Below are 18,594 nucleotides of genomic sequence, written 5' to 3'. Positions count from 1 at the left end.
CGGAGCGGCGATCAACACCAAAGTTGGCCTTGCATTGCCTGTCGCGCCGCGACAATCTCGCTCCCGTCACGGCCGCAGAGTCTCATCCTGATCGCCGCTACTGTCTCATCCAGATCGCCGCTCAATAGGGCGCCCTGCACTGAGCGAGAGGTATCCCTTCATCTCCTCGCCGGACGACCTTCATAGCGGCTCATAATACTGATTGCAGCCCGTGAGCTCTAAAAATTCGGCGCTTGGAAAGGTGACGATCCTGCGGATGCACTCCTTAGGCAAGGCCACTCGGACGCGGTCATGCGGCAGACCATCGTAGGAGTGGCCAGCACGCCAAGCAGAGAACTGCCGCGCAATGTGCGCTTCGAACCCAAGGCTATCTGGAAACAAGCCGATCGGGATCGCCGCCTCCACGACAGATGGGATACCAACCGATCGCAACACCGGTCCGAGCGTCGGGTCGCGGTCGATCGCCGCGTATAGGGATTCCCCACCCCAGAAGCGGAGAAAGTCCTCAATCCCGGTGTCGTTATGCGGCCGCGTGAACAGAAACCAGATGCGGCCAACTCGGGTCGGCGAGTCCGCCTGGTGCCGTCCCTTGAATCCATCGGCGATAGCCGACGAAAAAGCGCCTTCCGCTTGTGCTGCATCGATCCGCTGGAACAACGCGTCGACGCTAGGCAGAAACATACCATTGGAGAGGATAGCGTCTGCTTCGCGAGCCGTCAGGCGGGTGTTATGCCAAGCGAGAATGTCATGAGCCTCGAGCACGGCGTAGAGCCTGCGGATGATATCATCATATTCATAGGGCGTCGCAAAGCGCTGATCGCCGTGCCAGTCGTCGAGAATCGCGACCGTCCCGTCGAGGAAGTTGATGACCTCCGCCGGCCATGTGGCGGGCGCATCGTAATCAAGAATCATGGCGCCTTCTCGATCATCGAGGCGAGGCGGAAAGGCAAACCCGCTTTCACGCTGGGAAGGCTTCGGTAACCCGGTTCGAGGTCACCCAGAGCGTGGACATGCCGGAGAGCTGGTCGAGGATGAGCGGCTCGCGCAATCGCACATCGAGGCTTCGCAGATGAAGGCGGTCCACGCTGTTCGAAACGCGATACGGCAGGGTCAGCCCGGTCTCGCCCAACCCGGCATGGTGCGGATAGAGCAAGACCAGCTCACGGCAATCGTATAACTGGCCGTAGGCCATCATCTGGTAAACATCGGACTGGCTGACACCGTGTTTACGATCCTCGACCAAAGGTGACAGCCGTTTCCACTTTGTGTCGATTATCGCGACAACCTTCCCGCCGTCCTTCGGACGCCGACGGAGGATCAAGTCGGGCTTCGTCTGGAAGCGCCCGCGCCCCCCCTCCTCGATCAGACAGAACAACCGACCGCCTTGCGACTCCACGCTCAGATCGAGCGGGCGTATCGCCTTTCTCATCAAAGCCGCGACATAGGCTTCGAACAGATCATTCATCGGGAAGAGGAGCGTGATCCCTTGGCCGGCGTCAGAGGCGCGGTGCGTCGCCTGCCAGTCGCGCTTTAGAAACAGCCGCGCGAGCCCGTAGAGTGTTTCCCAGCGCCGATTGGTCCGGTCGATGCGAACCGATCCCCAAGGAAGGGCGGAAACGCCGACATCGCTGATATCCGCCAGCACGAATCGCAACTCGTCGAGTTTCCGGATTGTCGCCCCTGCCCTGGCATGGCGACGGAGCGCGATCACACATGCCTTCATCACCTGCAAAAGCGGAATATCGTTGGAGAGAGCGTCAAACCGGCAAGCAAGCCTATCCGGCCGCACTGCGTGCGCGGTAAATTGCCTCACTACGTTCAGCCGGCCACGCAGGGCAGGCAGGTCTTGCTCCTGTGCCAGATACATCCGCGGCAACCCGCGCCGCGCCTCTGTCAGCAGCTTGTCGGCAAAAATCCGGATCAGGATATCGAGCAGGCTGTCTTGCTGACGTGCCATACTCGCCGCCGCGCCGTCGCCGATGTTCAATCCCAAGGCCACATCAAGCATTCGAACCAGACGCTGGCGCACGGTGCTCCGGGTTTCGATATCCTCCCCTTCCGCCGGGTCGATCTTCGGAAGGATTTCGAGGCTGCATCCCGGCGCCGCGATCATGCCGACCATCTGTCGTGCGGTCAGGTGACGGTAGTGATCGCTGAGTATCCCCGTGCCTTCGTCGCCGCCGAGGGGGTGGGCGCGAGCAGCGGTGATCAGCGCATTGGCCTGCGTGCGCGTGAAACCGGCATCGTCTGGTCGATCGAGTACCGGGACACGTCCCCATTCACTGACCGACAAATGGCTCATTCGGGCTCGGATCCTGACGGCGCTTGGCCGACCAAGCCTGCGAAGGCATCATCTGCGAACCTGTCGCGCACGAACCAGCTATCGCGCTCCTCGCCTTCGATGCCCGGGGGAGGTGCGAGCTTTCGCACGCCGATGAAGCCATCGCCAAGCACGCCCTGTATGCGGCTCCAATCCTCAAAGAAATACTCCTGAAGGAGTGGAATCACCTTGTCCCGCATGACGTTCACGACAGCGGCTCGGCTGTCGCATCCCATGAAAAACGCGTGACCGATCCGATGCTCTCGATCGATCAGATACTCGATCCGGTCATTGATCGTCATAAGCACAGCCTTCAGGTCGATTCCATCAACGGTCTCGAGCAACTCCGGTCTTGGCGTGATCTCGTGGAAGACAAAGCGGCGGCGTAGCGCTGTGTCGAGTAGCGCGATCGAGCGGTCGGCCGTGTTCATCGTACCGATGATGTGGAGGTTGGCGGGAACGCCGAAGTCCCGCTTCTTCGAGTAAGGCAAGGTCAGGGTCAGGGCATTGTCCATACCGAGCCGCTTGTCAGGCTCGATCAAGGTTATCAGCTCGCCGAAAACCTTGGAGATATTGGCTCTGTTGATTTCATCGATGATGAGCACGAACTGGTCAGGCTCGACCTCTCCTTCACCAACCGCTTCCGCGCTCTCGTCGCCGACCAGGCGCCCGAGTGCCGGCAGGTTCATCCGCTTCGTCGCGATCGGATAAAGCGTGCGCATCGTGAAGTTGCCGTCGACGATGGTGTCGAGGGCTAAGGGCTCATCGAGCGTGAGCAGCCAACGCACGTCCCGCCGATGCGCGTAATGCCCCTCGGCCGAAGGCTCATACCGATAGTCGCCTGTTACCTCGGCGACGCCCCGGAAGGCCGTATTGCCGTAGGGGACGATGACGATGTCGCCCACCTTCATTTCGCAGCGGAAGGGCCACATCTGGGTCCAATTGCTGGGTGTGGGATCCTCAGGATTCCGTTGAAGCCACTCCGCCTTGATTGCTTCGAAGGTAGAAAATCGCTCGTCACTCCAGTCTATCGTACCTCCCCAACCGAGCGTGATGTAGCTGTTTGCAATTGCAGCATCGTAGACGTCGTTCTCGCTGCCGATCGCACCTTGACCCATTTTCCAGAACCGCCGATCGCTAAAGTCGAAGCCCGTCGCACTGACCGACTGTACGGTGCGCGTGCGCGCCTGATCGGCAAGCGCACAAATTTCACGGAAGATGCCAGGACGTGCCTCAAGCCGAAAACCGACCGTGGCTCCCTCGTCGTCTCCGGTCTCAGGGCGCAGCCCCTCCACAAAGCTCTCATAGTCGTAATTCTGGTGGAAGGTGACGAAGGCGATCCGTTTCTCTGCCTCCAGGTCGCGATATCGGCCCATGAGGGCCTTCCGGCCATCCCCGGTGTCGGGGTAATCCGCACTGCCGTCACAGAGCGCCACGGCCTCACGGGCCGTCTGATAGGTCTTGCCGGTGCCCGGCGGACCAAAGAGGATGAGGTTTGTTGGCAGTTGCTTTGGCCCGGTCACATCGCCAGCCTCCGATTTCAGTAAAAAGGTCAGTTTGCGGGTTGTGCTTTGCCGCGGCCCCTCCGCTGTCGGGCGCGGCACATTCGCAAGCTCCAAAAAGAGTCGACCCTCTAGCGCCTGGCAGATGTTCGGCCACGCCATCTGCAGGCCCATCTCGTTGTTCAGCGGCCCAACGGTGATCGTTACCGTCGCCCGCCCCTCGGCGCGCGCAGGGATGATGTAATTGTCCAAGACATATCGACGGATCCTGTCCGCCTGGCTCTCGTCTTTCTCATCCTCGTCCGTCGTCTCGGACATCGAATAGTTCGGATCACGACCTTCGCGAAAATAGCCATATTGCTTGAGGGCCGCGATCATATTTCCTAGCTGGACCTGCGGCTCCTCCGCTTTTGGCACCACGGCCCGCATGCCTTCCAGATCTGCTTCCGGGTCGCTCTTGAGCGCAGTCAGCTTGTCGAGAAGCTGCTGCCATTTCCCGGCATCGAACAGTTCGTCGAGCGTGTCTTCGGCGAAGCCGAGCCCGTGTATACCCCGTTCCGCCCGGAAGCTTCGACGGACTCGGTTGTCCGTTGCCTTCTTGGTCAGGGACTGTTCCTTCCAAAGGCGTTTGCCCAACCAAGTCCTGAACTCTTGTTCCTGCATCTATCCCCCCACGTCGGGCCAGCGGCACCGAATTCGATATCTTTTAAGGCAGCCCTACTGACCTTCGGGACGACCGTCAGACCAAGGAAGCGGGTTCGCCTTTGCGGCGAGATAACTCGCATCCAGGCGTGGAGTCAGGAGCAGGATGGCCGATATGCGTCGCGCCGCGTCAGGCAAGAACATCATCTCTTGGATGGATAGAGGGCGGCCCAGCACCCCTTGCTCTCGATAGGAGAGCCACTTTTTCAGAACTTGGTATCCTGAGAGCGAATAATTCCACACCAATTCTGGGACGTTTTTAAGAAATACGCGGTCAGACAGATAAATATCGTATGTCGCCAGTCCGAGAAGGGCAAAAAGCTCCTCGCTATCAATCTGCTGCGCCGCGGCCTCTTCCTCGAAAGCCACGCGCTCTTCGACGAAGTAATCACGACGGACAACCTTCCCTCTTCCGGGCATGACAATCTGGTTTCCGTTGGCGGTGATCTGGATGTTGCCCCAGCCGGCCCGTACCGACAGATCGTCGTCAGCAATCATTGCACCATCGGTGCGGGCCGGCTGGCCGACGACCCTTAGACCCGGATGTGCAGCGCCGCCGATCAGTGGCGCGACGTTCGATTCGGTGTCGAGCAGCTTCGCCAGTATCTCGCCAGCTCCTGCGGAGACGGCGAGGACGGGAGGATCGGCCGGTACAGGAACGCGCGGCCACCCCATCCGCAACGCGCTCCTGTTGTCCGTCCTGTTCGCCGGCGAATGCAACATGGCGAGCGCGTGATGAAATATGGTTGTTGGAGCGAGCTCTCGGTCTCGAAGATACTCAGCAACCGAACGCGAGAGGTTGATCCTCGGCTCACCTTTGGGCTCGTCCGGTGCGAGCAGCATCGGGAAGAAGGTAGAGAACCCACTCCCATAATTATCCGCAAGCGTGCTCGTCAGAGCGCCGCGATCGAAGCTCTCCTGAGTTTGCTTCTCACGCGCCTCGATCCAGAGATTCCCGTTGAACGCATTCGGAAAGAAGTCGGGGCTTTTCTCGCCCAGCAGCTTTGTCTCCGGTTCCCAATATACCCACCGCGTATCGAAGGGGCGGTAGCTGTACTTCACTATGTGATCAGCAAGGATGCCTGTTTTCAGAAGTTCAGCTCGCGTCTTTGCCGGTTCATATCGCTTAGTTGCTTGAGCAGCCTCGGGGTAGCGAGCTGCAAAACTCTCGAAGCTCAACGCCGCGTCGTAATAGTCAGCAATGCGTTTGCCGAGCGCATTACGGTCGATATCTACAAGGAACTGATCACGCTTCGTCTGAACACCCGACATATATGTCGGCAGCAATTCGGTGATCTGTGGCCAATCTAAATATCCGCTCTGGAGGTTTGTCTTGATAAACGGCAGGCCAAGCGGCAGCGAAGGCGTGATCTCTTCGTAGATTTCCTCGGCCGCCGTGCTCCCGGTCGCTGCGAGTTCGTCTACCTTACCCGTGCCCCAGAGCAACCGTGACTCGATGGTCGATGCGGCGACATGGTCAAGCCGGCGAACCATCGTCGTGATGGTTGTTCCAACCTGAATTCCCTCCCGATTTTGAACCGTCGAGAAAATCGAAGGGTCTGCAAGGCCATCCGGTGTCTTCTTCCCTGTCTTATATTTATCGCCGTTCAAAACATCGACACGGATCGCGTCAAACACGTCGAGAAAACGCTCGCGCATTCCGGTGAACGATAGGCCGTCGAGCCACGAGTAATTCGATATGAAGCACACGACACCCGCGCCTGTCTTGTCGACGATGCGCCGCTCGGCCATCCGAAAGAAGCGAACGTACAGGTCGTTGAGGCCCTGTCCTTCGGGCGGTTGGACAGTCTTGGTCGTCTTATAAGCTGACGAGAGCTCGCGCTCTTCCTCAACGGCGACACCCGCAAAGCCGTTATAAGGAGGATTGCCGAGGATCACCAAAATCGGCGCGTCCTGCTTCACTTCGTCAGCGCGTCGCCGTTCTTCTTCGAGTTCGGGGAACGGCAACGGCTTCGATACCACCGGCTCCCAACCGGTCAGCGCGTTGGTGAGATAGACTCTCGCCCGCTCGTCTTCCGATTGCAGAACCGCGCCCAACGAGCGCAGGACAAGCCCCGCCTGTAGATGCGCGACGATGAACGGCGCGGGCATGATCTCAAATCCGAAAACGCGTTCCAGCGCAGCTTTCTTGACCAATTGGCCCGTCATGCTGCCATAGCCAGATGCAGCCAATGACTCGCTTATCCTGCGGAGGACCGACGCGATAAACGTCCCGGTCCCGCAGCATGGGTCAAGAATGTACACGTTCTCGGATGCCAGACCCTCAGGCAGCCCGAGGTCTGTTTTCAACGCAAGGTCCACCCGCGCGACCATATAATCGACGACAGGTGTCGGTGTGTACCACACGCCTAGTTCCTTGCGCAGGACAGGGTCAAAGGCCTCAAGAAACGGCTCGTAGAAATAGGGCACCGCCTCGGTATCGTCGAACTTGTCGAAGAATGAATCGATCTGAACCCGGTTCAGCGTCGCCGCCGTCCAATCCAGCACCTCCGTCAGGTGCAACGGCTGGAGGTGGAGGGGGCTTGCGATTTGCTGAAAGAGAGTACGTACGAACGGTACATTGAGGTGCCAAACTGCACCATGCCAGTCGAACCGCTCCGTCGGCCTCGGTAGCTGGCGAGCCCAAAGCACCCACGCGGAAAACACCCCATAGAAGAGTGTCTGCACAAGCGTGGATCGGAAGAAATGGTCGCCCTTCTCAGCTTCGAAAGCAACTCCCAATGCCCCTTCAAGCGACTCGCGCACGGTGTGAAGCGCGGGCAGATCCCCCGCATCCGTGACCCTTTGAAGCGCGTCTCGTGCGTAGGATGCGAGGAACCAAGCGACGTCTTTTGGTTCATGGAGTGCTACAGATTGTGTTAGAGCGCGCCGGAGGAACTCAAAGAACGTGCGCCCGTATTGCCGTGCCGACTTCGTTGGTTCCGAGACCAGGTCCCAAAATGCCTTCTCGGACGTGGCAAACCGAAAGGTTTCCAGCCGCACTGGCAATCCGCCGGGCCCTTCGCCGATGACGATGAAATCGCGTAAGTTTGTGACGAGGACGCTTCGGTAGGCACCAAAATATTTGGTGACCTGTTCCGTTTGGGCGGTCACCCAGGCGTCGTCGCCGACGCTCTTCATTTCAATCACGCCGCGCTCGGGGGACTGGCCGCGCCGAGGTTCTCCCTTCTGCAGCTGCGACGCTGCGAAAAGGCCAAAATCGGGATGGCCCGCGCCAGTGTTTCCCAGGTCCGACAGGCATATGACCCGCGGGCTCAGCTCGGCGCCGACGCCGTTGAGGAGTTCAGCAAAAGCGGGATAATAAGATCGCTCTTTGGTTCCCGCTCCCAGGCTTCGAACATCTCTGAGCGATCGAAAATAGCTCTCGATCTTGGCGTCGACCTTATCCACGTGAACCCAATGCTCTGATCCTCTCGCGGGGGCATGATCGCCCCAAGCCTGCGTCTGCGCCCCTACGAAGAGCCAATCGCAATATCGCGGCGATGATGCCGCGTGGCAATGTCAACCTGACCCGCTGGCCACAGCCCTGAACGTCGACTTGAATCGACGGCTTCACGTGCGAATGCTGACGATATTCCGTCGAGCCGAGATATTTTATTGGATTCATGCCGCGGCCGCAAAGATGTGGTGGATCAGAAAAGGATCGACCGTGCCGCTGCGGCGATGTGATGTATCGAAGACGCGCTCAATTTCGGGCACGAAGCTCGATCTGAGCAGCGCGGCGTCGCAGTCGATCATCAGGTCACGGCCGCGGGACATGATCGCCGTCTGGACAGACTGGATCGCGAGATTGATCTGGCTGTCATGCGCGTACGCTGCCGTTTCGTGTTCAGCTGATCTGATAATACATGCAGGAATAAGGTTATCGACATTCGTTACTTAGCAGTTGTCAACCTGATCCAATTGACGAGCCGCTAGTCTGCGGTGTGGATCAGACGTATAGTCGGATCGATATAATGGCTGCAATTTAAGACGTCGAGCACTGCATCATGCCAGCACGGCCCGTGCCGCGGCGCGCTCACCGTGTTCGAACGCCTCGGCAAAGCTCTCGAGGTCGGCACTGGTCATACCGAGCGCCCGTCCCTCGTCCTGCCAAGCCGCGACGGCCTGTTCGACCTGGGCCAGCATATCCTTCGCGCGAGACGGGCTAATGCGAAAGTATGGCAGCACCGACATGAGAGCATCGATGGTCGCCTCAGGTCCAACCTCTTCCGAGACCCAGGTCTTCAACTCGCGCAGTCGCTCAGGGAATGGATTGATGTCGAAGGCTGGCGCCAGCCGCCACAGGCCACGGTCGACGTGCAGGAAACCGTGGTTCATCAGATGATCGTCGACGTTCGTAATCAGGATCGAGAAAGCGATCCGGCGCCATAGCTCCTCGATGTCGGCGGTGGGGGCGCTGCCATTTACCCGAAGCGCATCGACGATCTCGGTATAGGCGTGCTCCTGCGCATCGCCGGGCTCCGCACCGATCATCGTCGCTGCCGAGACGTACATGAGCCGCCCGCCCCCTGCGGGCCGATCGAACCGCCGGATCAGCGCGATCGCGTCACCATCGCTGTCGATCAGCCGGGCGTCGGCCGCGTCGATCCCGGCGCGACGGGCCAGCCGCATCGCCAGTACCTCCCCTCGTGTGACCGAGCGCTCGTCGGCGACGCTCGGAAACTTGCCGATCGACAGGCGCCCTTCGTCATCGACGACGGTGCATTTGGGGCGGAGTCCACCGAGCGAAGTGCCGCGACCGCGTAGATAGGCGAGATCGGCTGCGGTTTCGGTGTTCGTTTCAACCGCCCGACTGGCAGCCAGGAGGTGACCCAGTTCGATGAGGGGTGGAGTGGTGCGGCGACCATCCTCGGTCGCGCGCTGAGCGGTCCCTTGTTCGTCGACGAGACGCAGCGCGCCAACCCGGCTGACGTCGTCGACCGCCAACAGATAATCGAGGCCGTTCAAAGCGCGTGCGTCGACCTCGTCGCCGCGGCGGCGGGCGTCCTGCCGCCGCTTGGCATGGTCGCGCTGGATGACGCGCTTACCCCATCCGTCTGGCTCGGTGTCGGCAATCGCTGCATGGAAGACAGAGCCGGTGCCGATCTTCCGGTGGAATTGTGGACCGGAGACGAGCGGCAGCGCAGGCTCCAGGGCGAAGCGGTCGGGAGCGGCCAGCCAGCCGGCGTCATATTCGAAGCCCGCGCTCTCGCGGTTGCCCTGCTGATTGTAGTGCAGCAATCCGACACCTCGGGCTTCGTCGCCAATTTGAATGCCGATCGTCCGCCTCATAGCGAAACCGGCGGTTTGGGTCTGCGGACGCGCTGCGGCATACGTTCCACGTCGAGCAACAGACCTTGCTCGTCTTTCCTGGCGTCGAGGATCTCTCCAAGGCTCTCGCCAAAACCCAGAACGAAGAAGGTCATGGCGTATGTACCCAATGCGACGGTCGGATCGCCTTTTTCCAGCTTGAGATATGTGCTCTTGGCCACACCGATGCGTTCGGCCATCATAATTACCGTGAGGCTGCGCTTCTTGCGCGCTAGCGCAATATCGGCGCCCAGCTTCGTCAAGCTCCGCCTTACGCGCGGCGGAAGAGTATCAGCGACAGTCGATCGCATCTAGCGTCTCATATAAGCGCCCATCGGGCAAATACGGTACGTTATACACGACCTTACGTTGCCAGTCTAGGTAGCCGGTTCGAGCCGCGTTGCCGGGTTCGACAGGGGCGGATGCAAGTGCCTGCTCGGGCGGCATCGACAGAACCGATAATCTCACACAGAGTGTCGGCCGTGGCGGCTTGCTCTCCAGGGAGCCGGCGCCGCGGTGCGTGGTACGTGCAAGTCGCAGGGCGCGGGGCCATGTCGTTGGTCTACCGATCAGACCGCGCAACCTTCACGAGGCAGAATGAAAGCCCTAGACGCCCTGAAGGCTGCCCCCCCTGAGGTGCGCGCAGCAGCGCTTGGCATTCTCGATCAGGTGTCGGCGCCCTTGACCAAGTGACAACTCGCCAGCGCCCTTCGCGCGCATGGCATCGGGCTGCTCGATGCCAAACGCATGGCGCGAGCCCTGCGCAAGCTCGATATCATCGCGGTCGCCCCTCGCGGCCCTTGAAGCTCGAGCATTGTGAGCTTCGGACTGGCATGGACGCGCCCTGTCGGGCTACATTCGAAATCGCGCCCAGAACCAGACGCGAGAAGGTAGACGATCATGACGGAAGCGACCTGGGGTGAAAGCGTGAAGACCCCCGAGATCAATTGGCGGATGAGCGCGTCGCTCGAAAACGTCCCGCGCGGCGATAGCGACGTCGCTGAAGTCACCAACCTCGAGCGCGCAGTTCGTGATTGGCAAAAACTGGACCCAGAGCATCAAGCCGCGGCCGTCCTGACGGTAGAGCATCCTGTCCAAATCGAGGGCGCCTCCAGCACGACATTTGCCGGTGAAGGCATCGCAGCACTGGCCGACCACCTGCCCGCCTCCAGCCCAACCGAGGAGTAAGCCGGCATGGCCAATCCCAGCGTCCGTTTCGAGATGGGGGACTATTACTGGGTTGCCGAACGCGAGAGCGTCGGTTTCACGGGTACTACCAACTTAGGAGTCGTCGAGTTCCTCATCACCAGCGAGGCCCTGACGCAACTCCTCGATCCCGATCGCGATACGCTCGATTCCGAAACTGCCCTCGAAGTCTTCATCGAATTCGAGAGTGACATTCACCGCATAGCACAGCGCGAATTCGCCAAGCGGCTCGGCGGGGAGCCTCCGATCCTGCTGACCGCGGCCGACGTAGAGGCCTGAAGCGAGGCAGAGGGGCAACGTCAGCCGGATCGATCCATGCCATCCGACGGGCACCATCCCCGAGGTGCCTCAGCCAAGGATGCGGGCGGCACGCTTTCTCACTGATCCAGCACTTCCTCATATCGGCCTGCGCGGCGCAGCTGACGGACAATGCCGTTGAACGCGGCGGTAACACCCTGCGCCCTGCCGATCTCATTTTCCTGGCGCGCCGCATCCCAATAAAGCTCAAGCGGCCAACGCTCCGGGCAATGCGGTAGCAGGCACCGAAGCGCCAAGCGAACCTCCACGCCGTCCACGCGCGAGTCCGAGCAGCGGGCGACGCCGCTCCGCAGGATATGGACCGATAATGCGATGACGACGCGCTGGTGGCGAGCGAGCTTTGCCATCGCTCAACGAAAGTCGTGCGATTTGAACCGCACCGCGTCTTCGGGGTCCATGCCCTCGGCGTGCGGCGGCCAGTAGCAGTTCCGCGGCTCCGGCTTCCAACCCGCGTCACCTCGGTCGGGCGACCCGGCATGCTTGGCCCCATCGCCGCGGCCGGTCCGATGGGGAAACGACATCTCGCCCACGCGGTGCAGCAGGTCACCATGGTCGATGATCCGGTCGCAGATGACGTGGATCACCTCGCCCTCTTTCTGCACCCTGCCCTTCATGCCGATCATCGACGCGGACATGATCGTTCGGCGTTGCCGCTCGAACCGATCCGGCCACAGGATGCCGTTCGCGATCCCGGTCTCGTCCTCGATTGTAATGAACAGCACGCCCTTGGCCGAGCCGGGCTTCTGGCGGACCAGGATGATGCCGGCGACCTCGACGTGCCGGCCATCCCGGATGTTCGCGAGTTCCGCGCATTTGGTCACGCCACGCCTAGCCAGCTCACCCCGAACGAACGTCAGCGGATGCGCCCGCAGCGAAAGCTGCAGCGAGCGGTAATCCTCGATCACCTCGCGCCCGTCCGTCAACGGACGGAGCGCGACGGACGGTTCGATCCCTTCGGCGCTGATCGTCTCCGCAGCGCGATCCGCGGCGGCGAACAGCGGCAGTGGCGCCTCGCCGAGGCCCCTCACCTTCCACAGGCCCTGCCGCCGGTCGGCGCCGAACGCGTGAAACGCATCGGTATCCGCCAGCTTCTCGATCGCCGCGCGTTGGACGCCCGACCGACGCCACACGTCCTCGACAGAATCGAACAATGTCGTGCTGCGCGCGCCTACGATCGCGGCCCCGTCGGCGTTCGACAGGCCGCGCACCTGGCGAAGCCCGAGCCGAACCGCGAGGAAGCGGCCGCCTGTCGGCTCCAACGTGCAGTCCCAGCGGCTCGCGTTGATGCACGGGGACCGCACCTGGACGTCGTGCGCCTGAGCGTCGCGCACGATCTGCGCGGGCGCATAAAATCCCATCGGCTGCGCGTTCATGAGCGAAGCACAGAAGACGTCGGGATGGTGATGCTTCATCCAGCTCGAGGCGTAGGAAATTTTGGCGAAACTCGCCGCGTGGCTTTCTGGGAAACCGTAGGAGCCGAAGCCCTCGAGCTGACGGAAGGTGCGCTCGGCGAAGTCGCGAGGATACCCCCGCGCGACCATGCCCTCGACCAGCTTTTCCGAAAAATGCGACACGCCGCCGGTGACCTTGAAGGTCGCCATCGCGCGGCGCAGTTGGTCCGCCTCGGCCGGGGTAAAGCCCGCGCCGACGATCGCGACCTTCATCGCCTGCTCCTGGAACAGCGGCACGCCAAGTGTCTTCTCGAGGACCGCGCGCAATTCCGGTCGCGGATATTCAGGCTTTTCGAGCCCCTCGCGTCGGCGCAGATACGGGTGAACCATGTCGCCCTGGATTGGGCCTGGCCGCACGATCGCGACTTGAATGACAAGGTCGTAGAAACGCCGCGGCTTCATGCGCGGCAGCATCGACATCTGTGCGCGGCTCTCGATCTGGAAGGTGCCGAGCGTGTCGGCCTTCTGGATCATCGCGTACACGTCCGGATCGTCGTCCTGCAGGTCGGCAAGCCCGATCCGCACGCCCTTGGTTTCTTCCAGCATATTGAAGGCGCGATTCATGCAGCCGAGCATGCCTAGGCCGAGCACGTCGACCTTCATGAACTTCAGGGAGTCGATATCATCTTTGTCCCACTCGATGATCTGCCGGTCGACCATTGCGGCAGGCTCGATCGGCACAAGGTCGTCGAGCCGATCGTGGGTGAGCACGAACCCGCCAGGGTGCTGCGACATGTGCCGCGGCACGCCAATCAGCTTGCGGGCGAGTTCGAGCGTAAGCCGCAACCGACGATCGCCCATATCTAGGTTGAGTTCATTGACCTGCTTCTCGCCGACGCCCTCGGCCGACCAACCCCAGACCAGACCCGCCAACGACGACGTCAGGTCCTCGGGCAACCCCAGCGCCTTGCCGACGTCGCGCACGGCGCCGCGCGCGCGGTAGCGCTGCACCACAGCCGTCAGCGCGGCGTGGTTGCGGCCGTAGGTTTCGTAAATCCACTGGATGATCTCTTCGCGCCGCTCATGCTCGAAATCGACATCGATATCGGGCGGCTCACGGCGCTCGCCCGAGACGAACCGCTCGAACAGCAGTTCGTGCTTGATCGGGTCGATCGAGGTGATCGCGAGCACGAAACATACGCACGAGTTCGCGGCAGACCCCCGCCCCTGGCACAGGATCCCGCGACGCCGTGCTTCGCGCACGATCGCGTAGACGGTCAGGAAATACGGGGCGTATGCCAGCTCTGCGATGAGCTTCAGCTCGTGTTTGATCTGATCGGTGTACGCCTGGGGCACCGCCCCATCGAACATCCGGTCGACGGCCTCCAGCGCCAAGCGCTCGAGCGCTTCCTGTGCGCTCAGCCCCTCCAACAGCCGCTCATGTGGGTATTGGTACGCCAGTTCGCCGAGATCGAAGGTACAGGCGCGCGCAATATCGACGCTGGCGCGCAGTGCGTCCGGGTAGGCCTTGAACCGTCGAACCATCTCGGCCGGCGACTTGAGCGCGCGGTCCGCGTTCACCTCACGGCGATAGCCGAGTTCGTCGACAGTGCACTTCTCTCTGACCGCAGTGACGACGTCCTGCATCAGCCGTGCCTCGGGCGCGTGATAGAGGATGTCGCCGGTGACGACCGCGCGTACGCCTGCAGCCGCGGCTTGGCGGGCCAGCGCATCGATACGGACGGCATCGTTCGGCCGGCGCCGCTGGTACAGCGCCATATAGCCGCGCTTGCCATACACCGTTTTCAGATCGGCGAGCGCGACCGCATTATGGTCGCTGGCTTCCTCGGCGAGCAGGATGGCGACCGTCCCTTCGGACCAAGGCAGGAGATCGTGCCAGTGCAGCTCGCACTTGCCCTTGCCCGCTCGCTTCTTGCCGACTGTCAGCAGCCGGGTAAGCCGGGACCAGGCGGGCCGATCGGTCGGATAGAGCAGCAGCCGGCGCCCACAGGCGAGATCGACGCGGGCACCGGCAATCATCCGCACGCCGGTCGCCTTCTGCGCCTCCCAGCCCCGTACGATCCCGGCGACGGAACCGATATCCGAAAGCCCCAACGCCTCCAGTCCGAGCAGATTTGCCGCTGCGAACAGCTCGTCGGGGCTCGACGCGCCGCGCAGCAGCGAGAAGTGCGTCAGGACCTGCAGCTCGACATAGTCGGTCATGCGAACACACCGTGCATCCACCAGCTGAGATCGCCGGTCTCGCTTTCGAAGCCATCACCGCGTCGGAACACCCAGTAGCGACCGCCCTTTTCATCCTCGACACGGTAGTAATCGCGCACCGCCCAGACCTCGGCGTCGCGGCGCCACCATTCGCCGTGGATGCGCTCGGGGCCGTCGCCGGCGACGATCATGTAGGTCGTGCCGCGCCATTCGAACCGCCGGGGCGGCTGATCCGGCAGCAGGGCTACCACGCGCGCCAGCGGCTCTGGCCTCGCGAACAACCGAACGGGGCGAACCCATTCTGGCCAGCCGCCGGGTGCGTCGACAGGGTCCGAGCGAATCACTGCGCGCTCGGGCACATGGCTTTCGACGGGCGCGAGGCGGTACACCGCGCGCGCGCCAATCCTGCCAGCGACGACGTCGACCAAGCGGGCAGGATCGCGCACCAATGTCTCGCCTGCGAGCACGGCTCCCAGGTCGATGGCATCAAGCGGTTCTGTGTGAGATGCGACCAGCGTGAACTGCTCAATGCCGAGCCCGGGATCGATCCGGTCGATGCGAAGCTTCAGAAGGCGAAGGAGATGCGACACTTCCCGCGTCGGACGAGACGTGCCGACAGCGACCACTTGCTCGCCTTCATCGATCCGTAGCCCTACCAGCCGCAAGGCGCGAGCGCCGAGCCCCCTCGCCTGCAGCACCTCGGCGAGGTCGGCGAGCAGGTCTCCCATGACGCGCTCGATCGCCTCCGCGGTGCAGATGGGCTCCAGCAGGCGCCTTTCGACGATCGGCACCTCTGCATCCTGGCGCGGCGTGATCGGCTCGGCGACGCCGCCCAGCGCCTGATCGAGCCGCGTGATCGCGGGTAGGCCGAGACGGCGCGCTAGCGGTCCCCGGGCGACGGGCAGGAGATCCGCGACCGTCTCGAACCCGAACTTGCGGCCGGCGGTCAGCGCTACGCTGTTCAAACGCAGTGCTGCGATCGGCAATGGTCCGAGCGCTTCGACGGTACGCCCCGACGGCACAATCGTGAGAGCGGCGCGCCCAAAACGGGCGACCGCATGCGCGGCGCCTGGCGTGTCCGCAACCGCAACACGGGCCGTGAAGCCGGCGCGCTGGCAGAAAGCGCGCAGCCGCTGGCAGAAGCGCTCCTCGCCGCCATGAAGATGATCGCAGCCGGTCAGATCGAGCCACAGCCCGTCGGGTGGTGTTGCCGCGGCGATCGGTGTCCAACGACGCACGGCGCGCAGTGCCAGATGGTCGAGCAACGCCGCATCTGCTTCCGGCTCAGCCGGTCGGAAATCGAGGTCTGACACCAAGGCGCGGGCATGGGTTGCGGCCATGCCGACAACGATCCCGAGGCTTGCAGCCGAAGCGCAGGCTGCCACGACCTCGTCCCGCCGACCAACCTTATCGATCAATGCGAGCGGCGACGCATGGAAGGCGGCGACCGTTCCTTCTACCGACATGGCTTGATCTGCTGGCGCATCGCCGCGGTACGGGTGGACCGCCGCTTCCGAGCGCCGGCCGAGTTCGCGCATTGGCGGTTTCGCATGTGCCGGGAGCGCTGCGATCTGACATTCGACGTCGGTGCTCTCAGGCGCGTCCGTACGGGCCCAGCGCGCACCGGGTCGCCAACCGCCGCCACGCGGAACGGAACAGGCGCCGGGATTGTCGTCGACAGGGAGATGGAGCGCGACGGGCCTAGGCTGCGGCATAGCGTGCCGGTCCAGCCGTCTCAGCCGTTCGATGGCCAAGTGCGGCAGGAACAGCGAGACAACCCGTCTCATCGCACCCCTCCACGATCATAGAAAACGATGTGCCACTGCGCTGGCGGGCAAGCTCGACCGACCAACGCGGCCGCCCTACCCCGGCGACGCTCAGGCGTTCGGACGGCGCACTGGCAATCCGCCAGCGGGTCCACGCGGCCGATGGTTCGCCAAGCGGATCCTGCTCGCGCCCGCGTCGTCGCCGAAGGAGGAGCACAGGTATGTCTGCGTCGGCCGCAACCAGCTGAAGCCGGCGTGTCGCCACCATTGAGACCTGCCGTGCTTCCGCGATAACCGCAGACGGTGTGCCATCGCGCACCGCGTCTTCGATTACGGCCAGCAGCGCCGCGTCATCGAGCGGCTGCGCATAGATCACGTTCGCGGAAAGCAGGCCCGCCTGCTCGAGGCCGGGGGCGTAAAGATCGTTACGGCAACTCGCCCACAATACCGGCCCGCCGGTCCGGGCCGACTCGCGTGCTGCAATGCCGGCAAGGAACAGCGTGGTGGCTGCGTCGTCGACTAGCGAGCAGCTGTGCGCTGCGGCCTCGTGGAGCGCACCTGTGCGCAGGCCCCCGCCACTCAGGCGGCTATCGATGCCCTGGATTTCGAACGGCAACACCCGGTAGTCGGCGACGGGAACCGCGATCGTTCGCAACCGTGCGAGACTGTGCTGGAGGTTAGTGGGCGCGGCAAACATGATAAGCTCAAACTCGAATTGTTCTCTTTATGTTCCGCTCATGGCAGCGCTCCGTCAAGACGATTCCCGCAAGCGGTTCGACTAAATCGGGATTCGACGGATGACTGCGGGATGGAACGGCTGCGCAACATACGGCAAACAAAGCAGGAAGATTTCTCTTTCGTTCTGCCATCGACTGACTCATAGAATCGAGATGCCGATCCGCCCCGAAAACCGCTGGCTTTACCCGATCGATTGGCGGCAGCTGTCCGACGTGATCCGCTTCGACCGAGCCGGCGCGCGCTGCGAGCATTGCTCGAGACCGCACATGCGACGGGTAGCCCATCTCGGCGACGGCCGTTGGTGGGACGCAGAGGCTACGTGCTGGCGCTCAGCGCGTGGCAAGCGGATCACGTTGAAGGGCGACTTCATCCTCAAGTCGGTGCGAACGACCTATGTCGTTCTCGCCTGCGCGCATCTCGACCACGATCCGGGCAACAGCATGCCCGGCAATCTCGCGGCACTCTGTCAGCGGTGCCATATGCTCCACGATGCGGCCGAGCATCGTTGGCAGCGCTGGTGGAACGTGTTTCGCCTACGCGCGATCCGCGACTTGTACGAAGATCCGCGCGTCACCCGGGAGCGCGGTGCACGGTAGGTGGCCACGCCAAGGCTTCGCGTCTGCCGAAGCGCCCGTTGGGCGGACGCGCCTGTCCGCACGCAGTCCGATACCCTCGACGACGTGATGATAAGCCAACGTTCGAACACGCGAGCGGAAGGCCGCGATGTCGCTCGCGTTGCGCAGCGTCGTTGAAAGGTTGCTCGTCATGGCTAAGGTCGTGTGAGTTTCACAAGGGAAGTACATGAGCATGAATATGGGTGAACTGGTCAAGGCGGTCGCGGGTACGACGAGCACGAGCGAGGCAGAAGCCAAGGCCGCGATTGCCGCTGTGTTCGAGCATATCGCAGGCGCGGCCGCAAAGGGCGAAGAGGTCGCGATCGCCGGCTTCGGCAAGTTTTCGGTCAAGGATCGTCCCGAGCGCCAGGGCCGGAACCCGTCGACCGGCGAGGCAATGACGATCGCGGCATCGAAGAAGGTCGCGTTCACGCCCGCCAAGGGGCTGAAGGACAAGCTCTAAGACCAGAGTGCCGGCGGGCGAGCTCGCCGGCACCACCA

General features: G+C 62.4%; 15 protein-coding genes. 4 read left to right on the top strand and 11 right to left on the bottom strand.

The features are described from left to right. Nucleotides 1–180: 180 nt before the first annotated feature. The 7 genes from GV027_RS18675 to GV027_RS18650 form a co-directional block, all read right to left on the bottom strand. On the bottom strand, nucleotides 181–912 hold the full coding sequence (locus tag GV027_RS18675) for a hypothetical protein (protein WP_159513153.1): 732 nt from the start codon (nucleotides 910–912) through the stop codon (nucleotides 181–183). A gap of 46 nt (nucleotides 913–958) precedes the next feature. Continuing rightward, complete coding sequence (locus tag GV027_RS18670; protein WP_159513152.1) at nucleotides 959–2,302, bottom strand: McrC family protein; 1,344 nt, start codon at nucleotides 2,300–2,302, stop codon at nucleotides 959–961. After that, complete coding sequence (locus GV027_RS18665; protein WP_159513151.1) at nucleotides 2,299–4,485, bottom strand: AAA family ATPase; 2,187 nt, start codon at nucleotides 4,483–4,485, stop codon at nucleotides 2,299–2,301. The genes GV027_RS18670 and GV027_RS18665 overlap by 4 nt, the downstream gene beginning before the upstream one ends. Nucleotides 4,486–4,539: 54 nt before the next feature. Then, a complete protein-coding gene (locus GV027_RS18660) occupies nucleotides 4,540–7,935 on the bottom strand; it encodes a type ISP restriction/modification enzyme (protein ID WP_201302705.1) in 3,396 nt (1,131 codons plus the stop codon). Nucleotides 7,936–8,148: 213 nt separating this feature from the next. Then, nucleotides 8,149–8,283 (bottom strand): hypothetical protein, encoded by a 135-nt coding sequence (locus GV027_RS21740; protein WP_268893595.1) that lies wholly within the window; start codon nucleotides 8,281–8,283, stop codon nucleotides 8,149–8,151. A 249-nt stretch (nucleotides 8,284–8,532) separates the two neighbouring features. Further along, complete coding sequence (locus GV027_RS18655) at nucleotides 8,533–9,819, bottom strand: type II toxin-antitoxin system HipA family toxin (protein WP_159513150.1); 1,287 nt, start codon at nucleotides 9,817–9,819, stop codon at nucleotides 8,533–8,535. Continuing rightward, nucleotides 9,816–10,100: a helix-turn-helix domain-containing protein gene (locus GV027_RS18650; protein WP_201302704.1), complete on the bottom strand. Its 285-nt coding sequence runs from the start codon at nucleotides 10,098–10,100 to the stop codon at nucleotides 9,816–9,818. Before GV027_RS18650 ends, GV027_RS18655 begins: the two co-directional genes overlap by 4 nt. A gap of 637 nt (nucleotides 10,101–10,737) precedes the next feature. On the opposite strand from GV027_RS18650, the gene GV027_RS18645 reads away from it, so the two are divergent. Both GV027_RS18645 and GV027_RS18640 read left to right on the top strand, forming a co-directional pair. Continuing rightward, entirely contained in the window at nucleotides 10,738–11,025 is a 288-nt protein-coding gene (locus GV027_RS18645) for a hypothetical protein (protein WP_159513148.1), read from the top strand. Between the two features lie 6 nt (nucleotides 11,026–11,031). After that, the gene (locus GV027_RS18640; RefSeq protein WP_159513147.1) at nucleotides 11,032–11,322 is read left to right on the top strand and encodes a DUF1488 family protein; all 291 of its coding nucleotides are present in this window, start codon (nucleotides 11,032–11,034) and stop codon (nucleotides 11,320–11,322) included. 98 nt (nucleotides 11,323–11,420) lie between these two features. Here GV027_RS18640 and GV027_RS18635 read toward each other — a convergent pair whose 3' ends face one another. The 4 genes from GV027_RS18635 to GV027_RS18620 form a co-directional block, all read right to left on the bottom strand. Then, on the bottom strand, nucleotides 11,421–11,708 hold the full coding sequence (locus GV027_RS18635) for a hypothetical protein (RefSeq protein WP_159513146.1): 288 nt from the start codon (nucleotides 11,706–11,708) through the stop codon (nucleotides 11,421–11,423). A gap of 3 nt (nucleotides 11,709–11,711) precedes the next feature. Then, on the bottom strand, nucleotides 11,712–14,975 hold the full coding sequence (locus GV027_RS18630) for an error-prone DNA polymerase (RefSeq protein ID WP_159513145.1): 3,264 nt from the start codon (nucleotides 14,973–14,975) through the stop codon (nucleotides 11,712–11,714). Further along, nucleotides 14,972–16,441 (bottom strand): DNA polymerase Y family protein, encoded by a 1,470-nt coding sequence (locus GV027_RS18625; protein WP_236559379.1) that lies wholly within the window; start codon nucleotides 16,439–16,441, stop codon nucleotides 14,972–14,974. The genes GV027_RS18630 and GV027_RS18625 overlap by 4 nt, the downstream gene beginning before the upstream one ends. 235 nt (nucleotides 16,442–16,676) lie before the next feature. Then, nucleotides 16,677–17,438: an ImuA family protein gene (locus tag GV027_RS18620; protein ID WP_201302703.1), complete on the bottom strand. Its 762-nt coding sequence runs from the start codon at nucleotides 17,436–17,438 to the stop codon at nucleotides 16,677–16,679. Nucleotides 17,439–17,745: 307 nt separating this feature from the next. Here GV027_RS18620 and GV027_RS18615 point away from each other — a divergent pair, with 307 nt between their 5' ends. Continuing rightward, the gene (locus GV027_RS18615; protein WP_236559378.1) at nucleotides 17,746–18,075 is read left to right on the top strand and encodes a hypothetical protein; all 330 of its coding nucleotides are present in this window, start codon (nucleotides 17,746–17,748) and stop codon (nucleotides 18,073–18,075) included. 211 nt (nucleotides 18,076–18,286) lie between these two features. Beyond that, complete coding sequence (locus tag GV027_RS18610; protein WP_159513158.1) at nucleotides 18,287–18,556, top strand: HU family DNA-binding protein; 270 nt, start codon at nucleotides 18,287–18,289, stop codon at nucleotides 18,554–18,556. The last annotated feature ends 38 nt before the right edge of the window (nucleotides 18,557–18,594 follow it).

The organism is Sphingomonas sp. T1, from assembly GCF_902506585.1.
Classification (GTDB): Bacteria; Pseudomonadota; Alphaproteobacteria; order Sphingomonadales; family Sphingomonadaceae; genus Sphingomonas; species Sphingomonas aerolata.
Note: the sequence above shows the minus strand (reverse complement) of the source record. Positions and strands in the feature narration are given on the sequence as shown.

Bases quoted from the DNA above. Each gene is read 5' to 3' on its own strand.
- GV027_RS18665 (WP_159513151.1), bottom strand. From the start codon at position 4,485: ATGCAGGAACAAGAGTTCAGGACTTGGTTGGGCAAACGCCTTTGGAAG.
- GV027_RS18625 (WP_236559379.1), bottom strand. From the start codon at position 16,441: ATGTCGGTAGAAGGAACGGTCGCCGCCTTCCATGCGTCGCCGCTCGCA.
- GV027_RS18645 (WP_159513148.1), top strand. From the start codon at position 10,738: ATGACGGAAGCGACCTGGGGTGAAAGCGTGAAGACCCCCGAGATCAAT.
- GV027_RS18610 (WP_159513158.1), top strand. From the start codon at position 18,287: ATGAATATGGGTGAACTGGTCAAGGCGGTCGCGGGTACGACGAGCACG.
- GV027_RS18640 (WP_159513147.1), top strand. From the start codon at position 11,032: ATGGCCAATCCCAGCGTCCGTTTCGAGATGGGGGACTATTACTGGGTT.
- GV027_RS18655 (WP_159513150.1), bottom strand. From the start codon at position 9,819: ATGAGGCGGACGATCGGCATTCAAATTGGCGACGAAGCCCGAGGTGTC.
- GV027_RS18620 (WP_201302703.1), bottom strand. From the start codon at position 17,438: ATGTTTGCCGCGCCCACTAACCTCCAGCACAGTCTCGCACGGTTGCGA.
- GV027_RS18635 (WP_159513146.1), bottom strand. From the start codon at position 11,708: ATGGCAAAGCTCGCTCGCCACCAGCGCGTCGTCATCGCATTATCGGTC.
- GV027_RS18675 (WP_159513153.1), bottom strand. From the start codon at position 912: ATGATTCTTGATTACGATGCGCCCGCCACATGGCCGGCGGAGGTCATC.
- GV027_RS18670 (WP_159513152.1), bottom strand. From the start codon at position 2,302: ATGAGCCATTTGTCGGTCAGTGAATGGGGACGTGTCCCGGTACTCGAT.
- GV027_RS18615 (WP_236559378.1), top strand. From the start codon at position 17,746: ATGCGACGGGTAGCCCATCTCGGCGACGGCCGTTGGTGGGACGCAGAG.
- GV027_RS21740 (WP_268893595.1), bottom strand. From the start codon at position 8,283: ATGATCGACTGCGACGCCGCGCTGCTCAGATCGAGCTTCGTGCCCGAA.
- GV027_RS18630 (WP_159513145.1), bottom strand. From the start codon at position 14,975: ATGACCGACTATGTCGAGCTGCAGGTCCTGACGCACTTCTCGCTGCTG.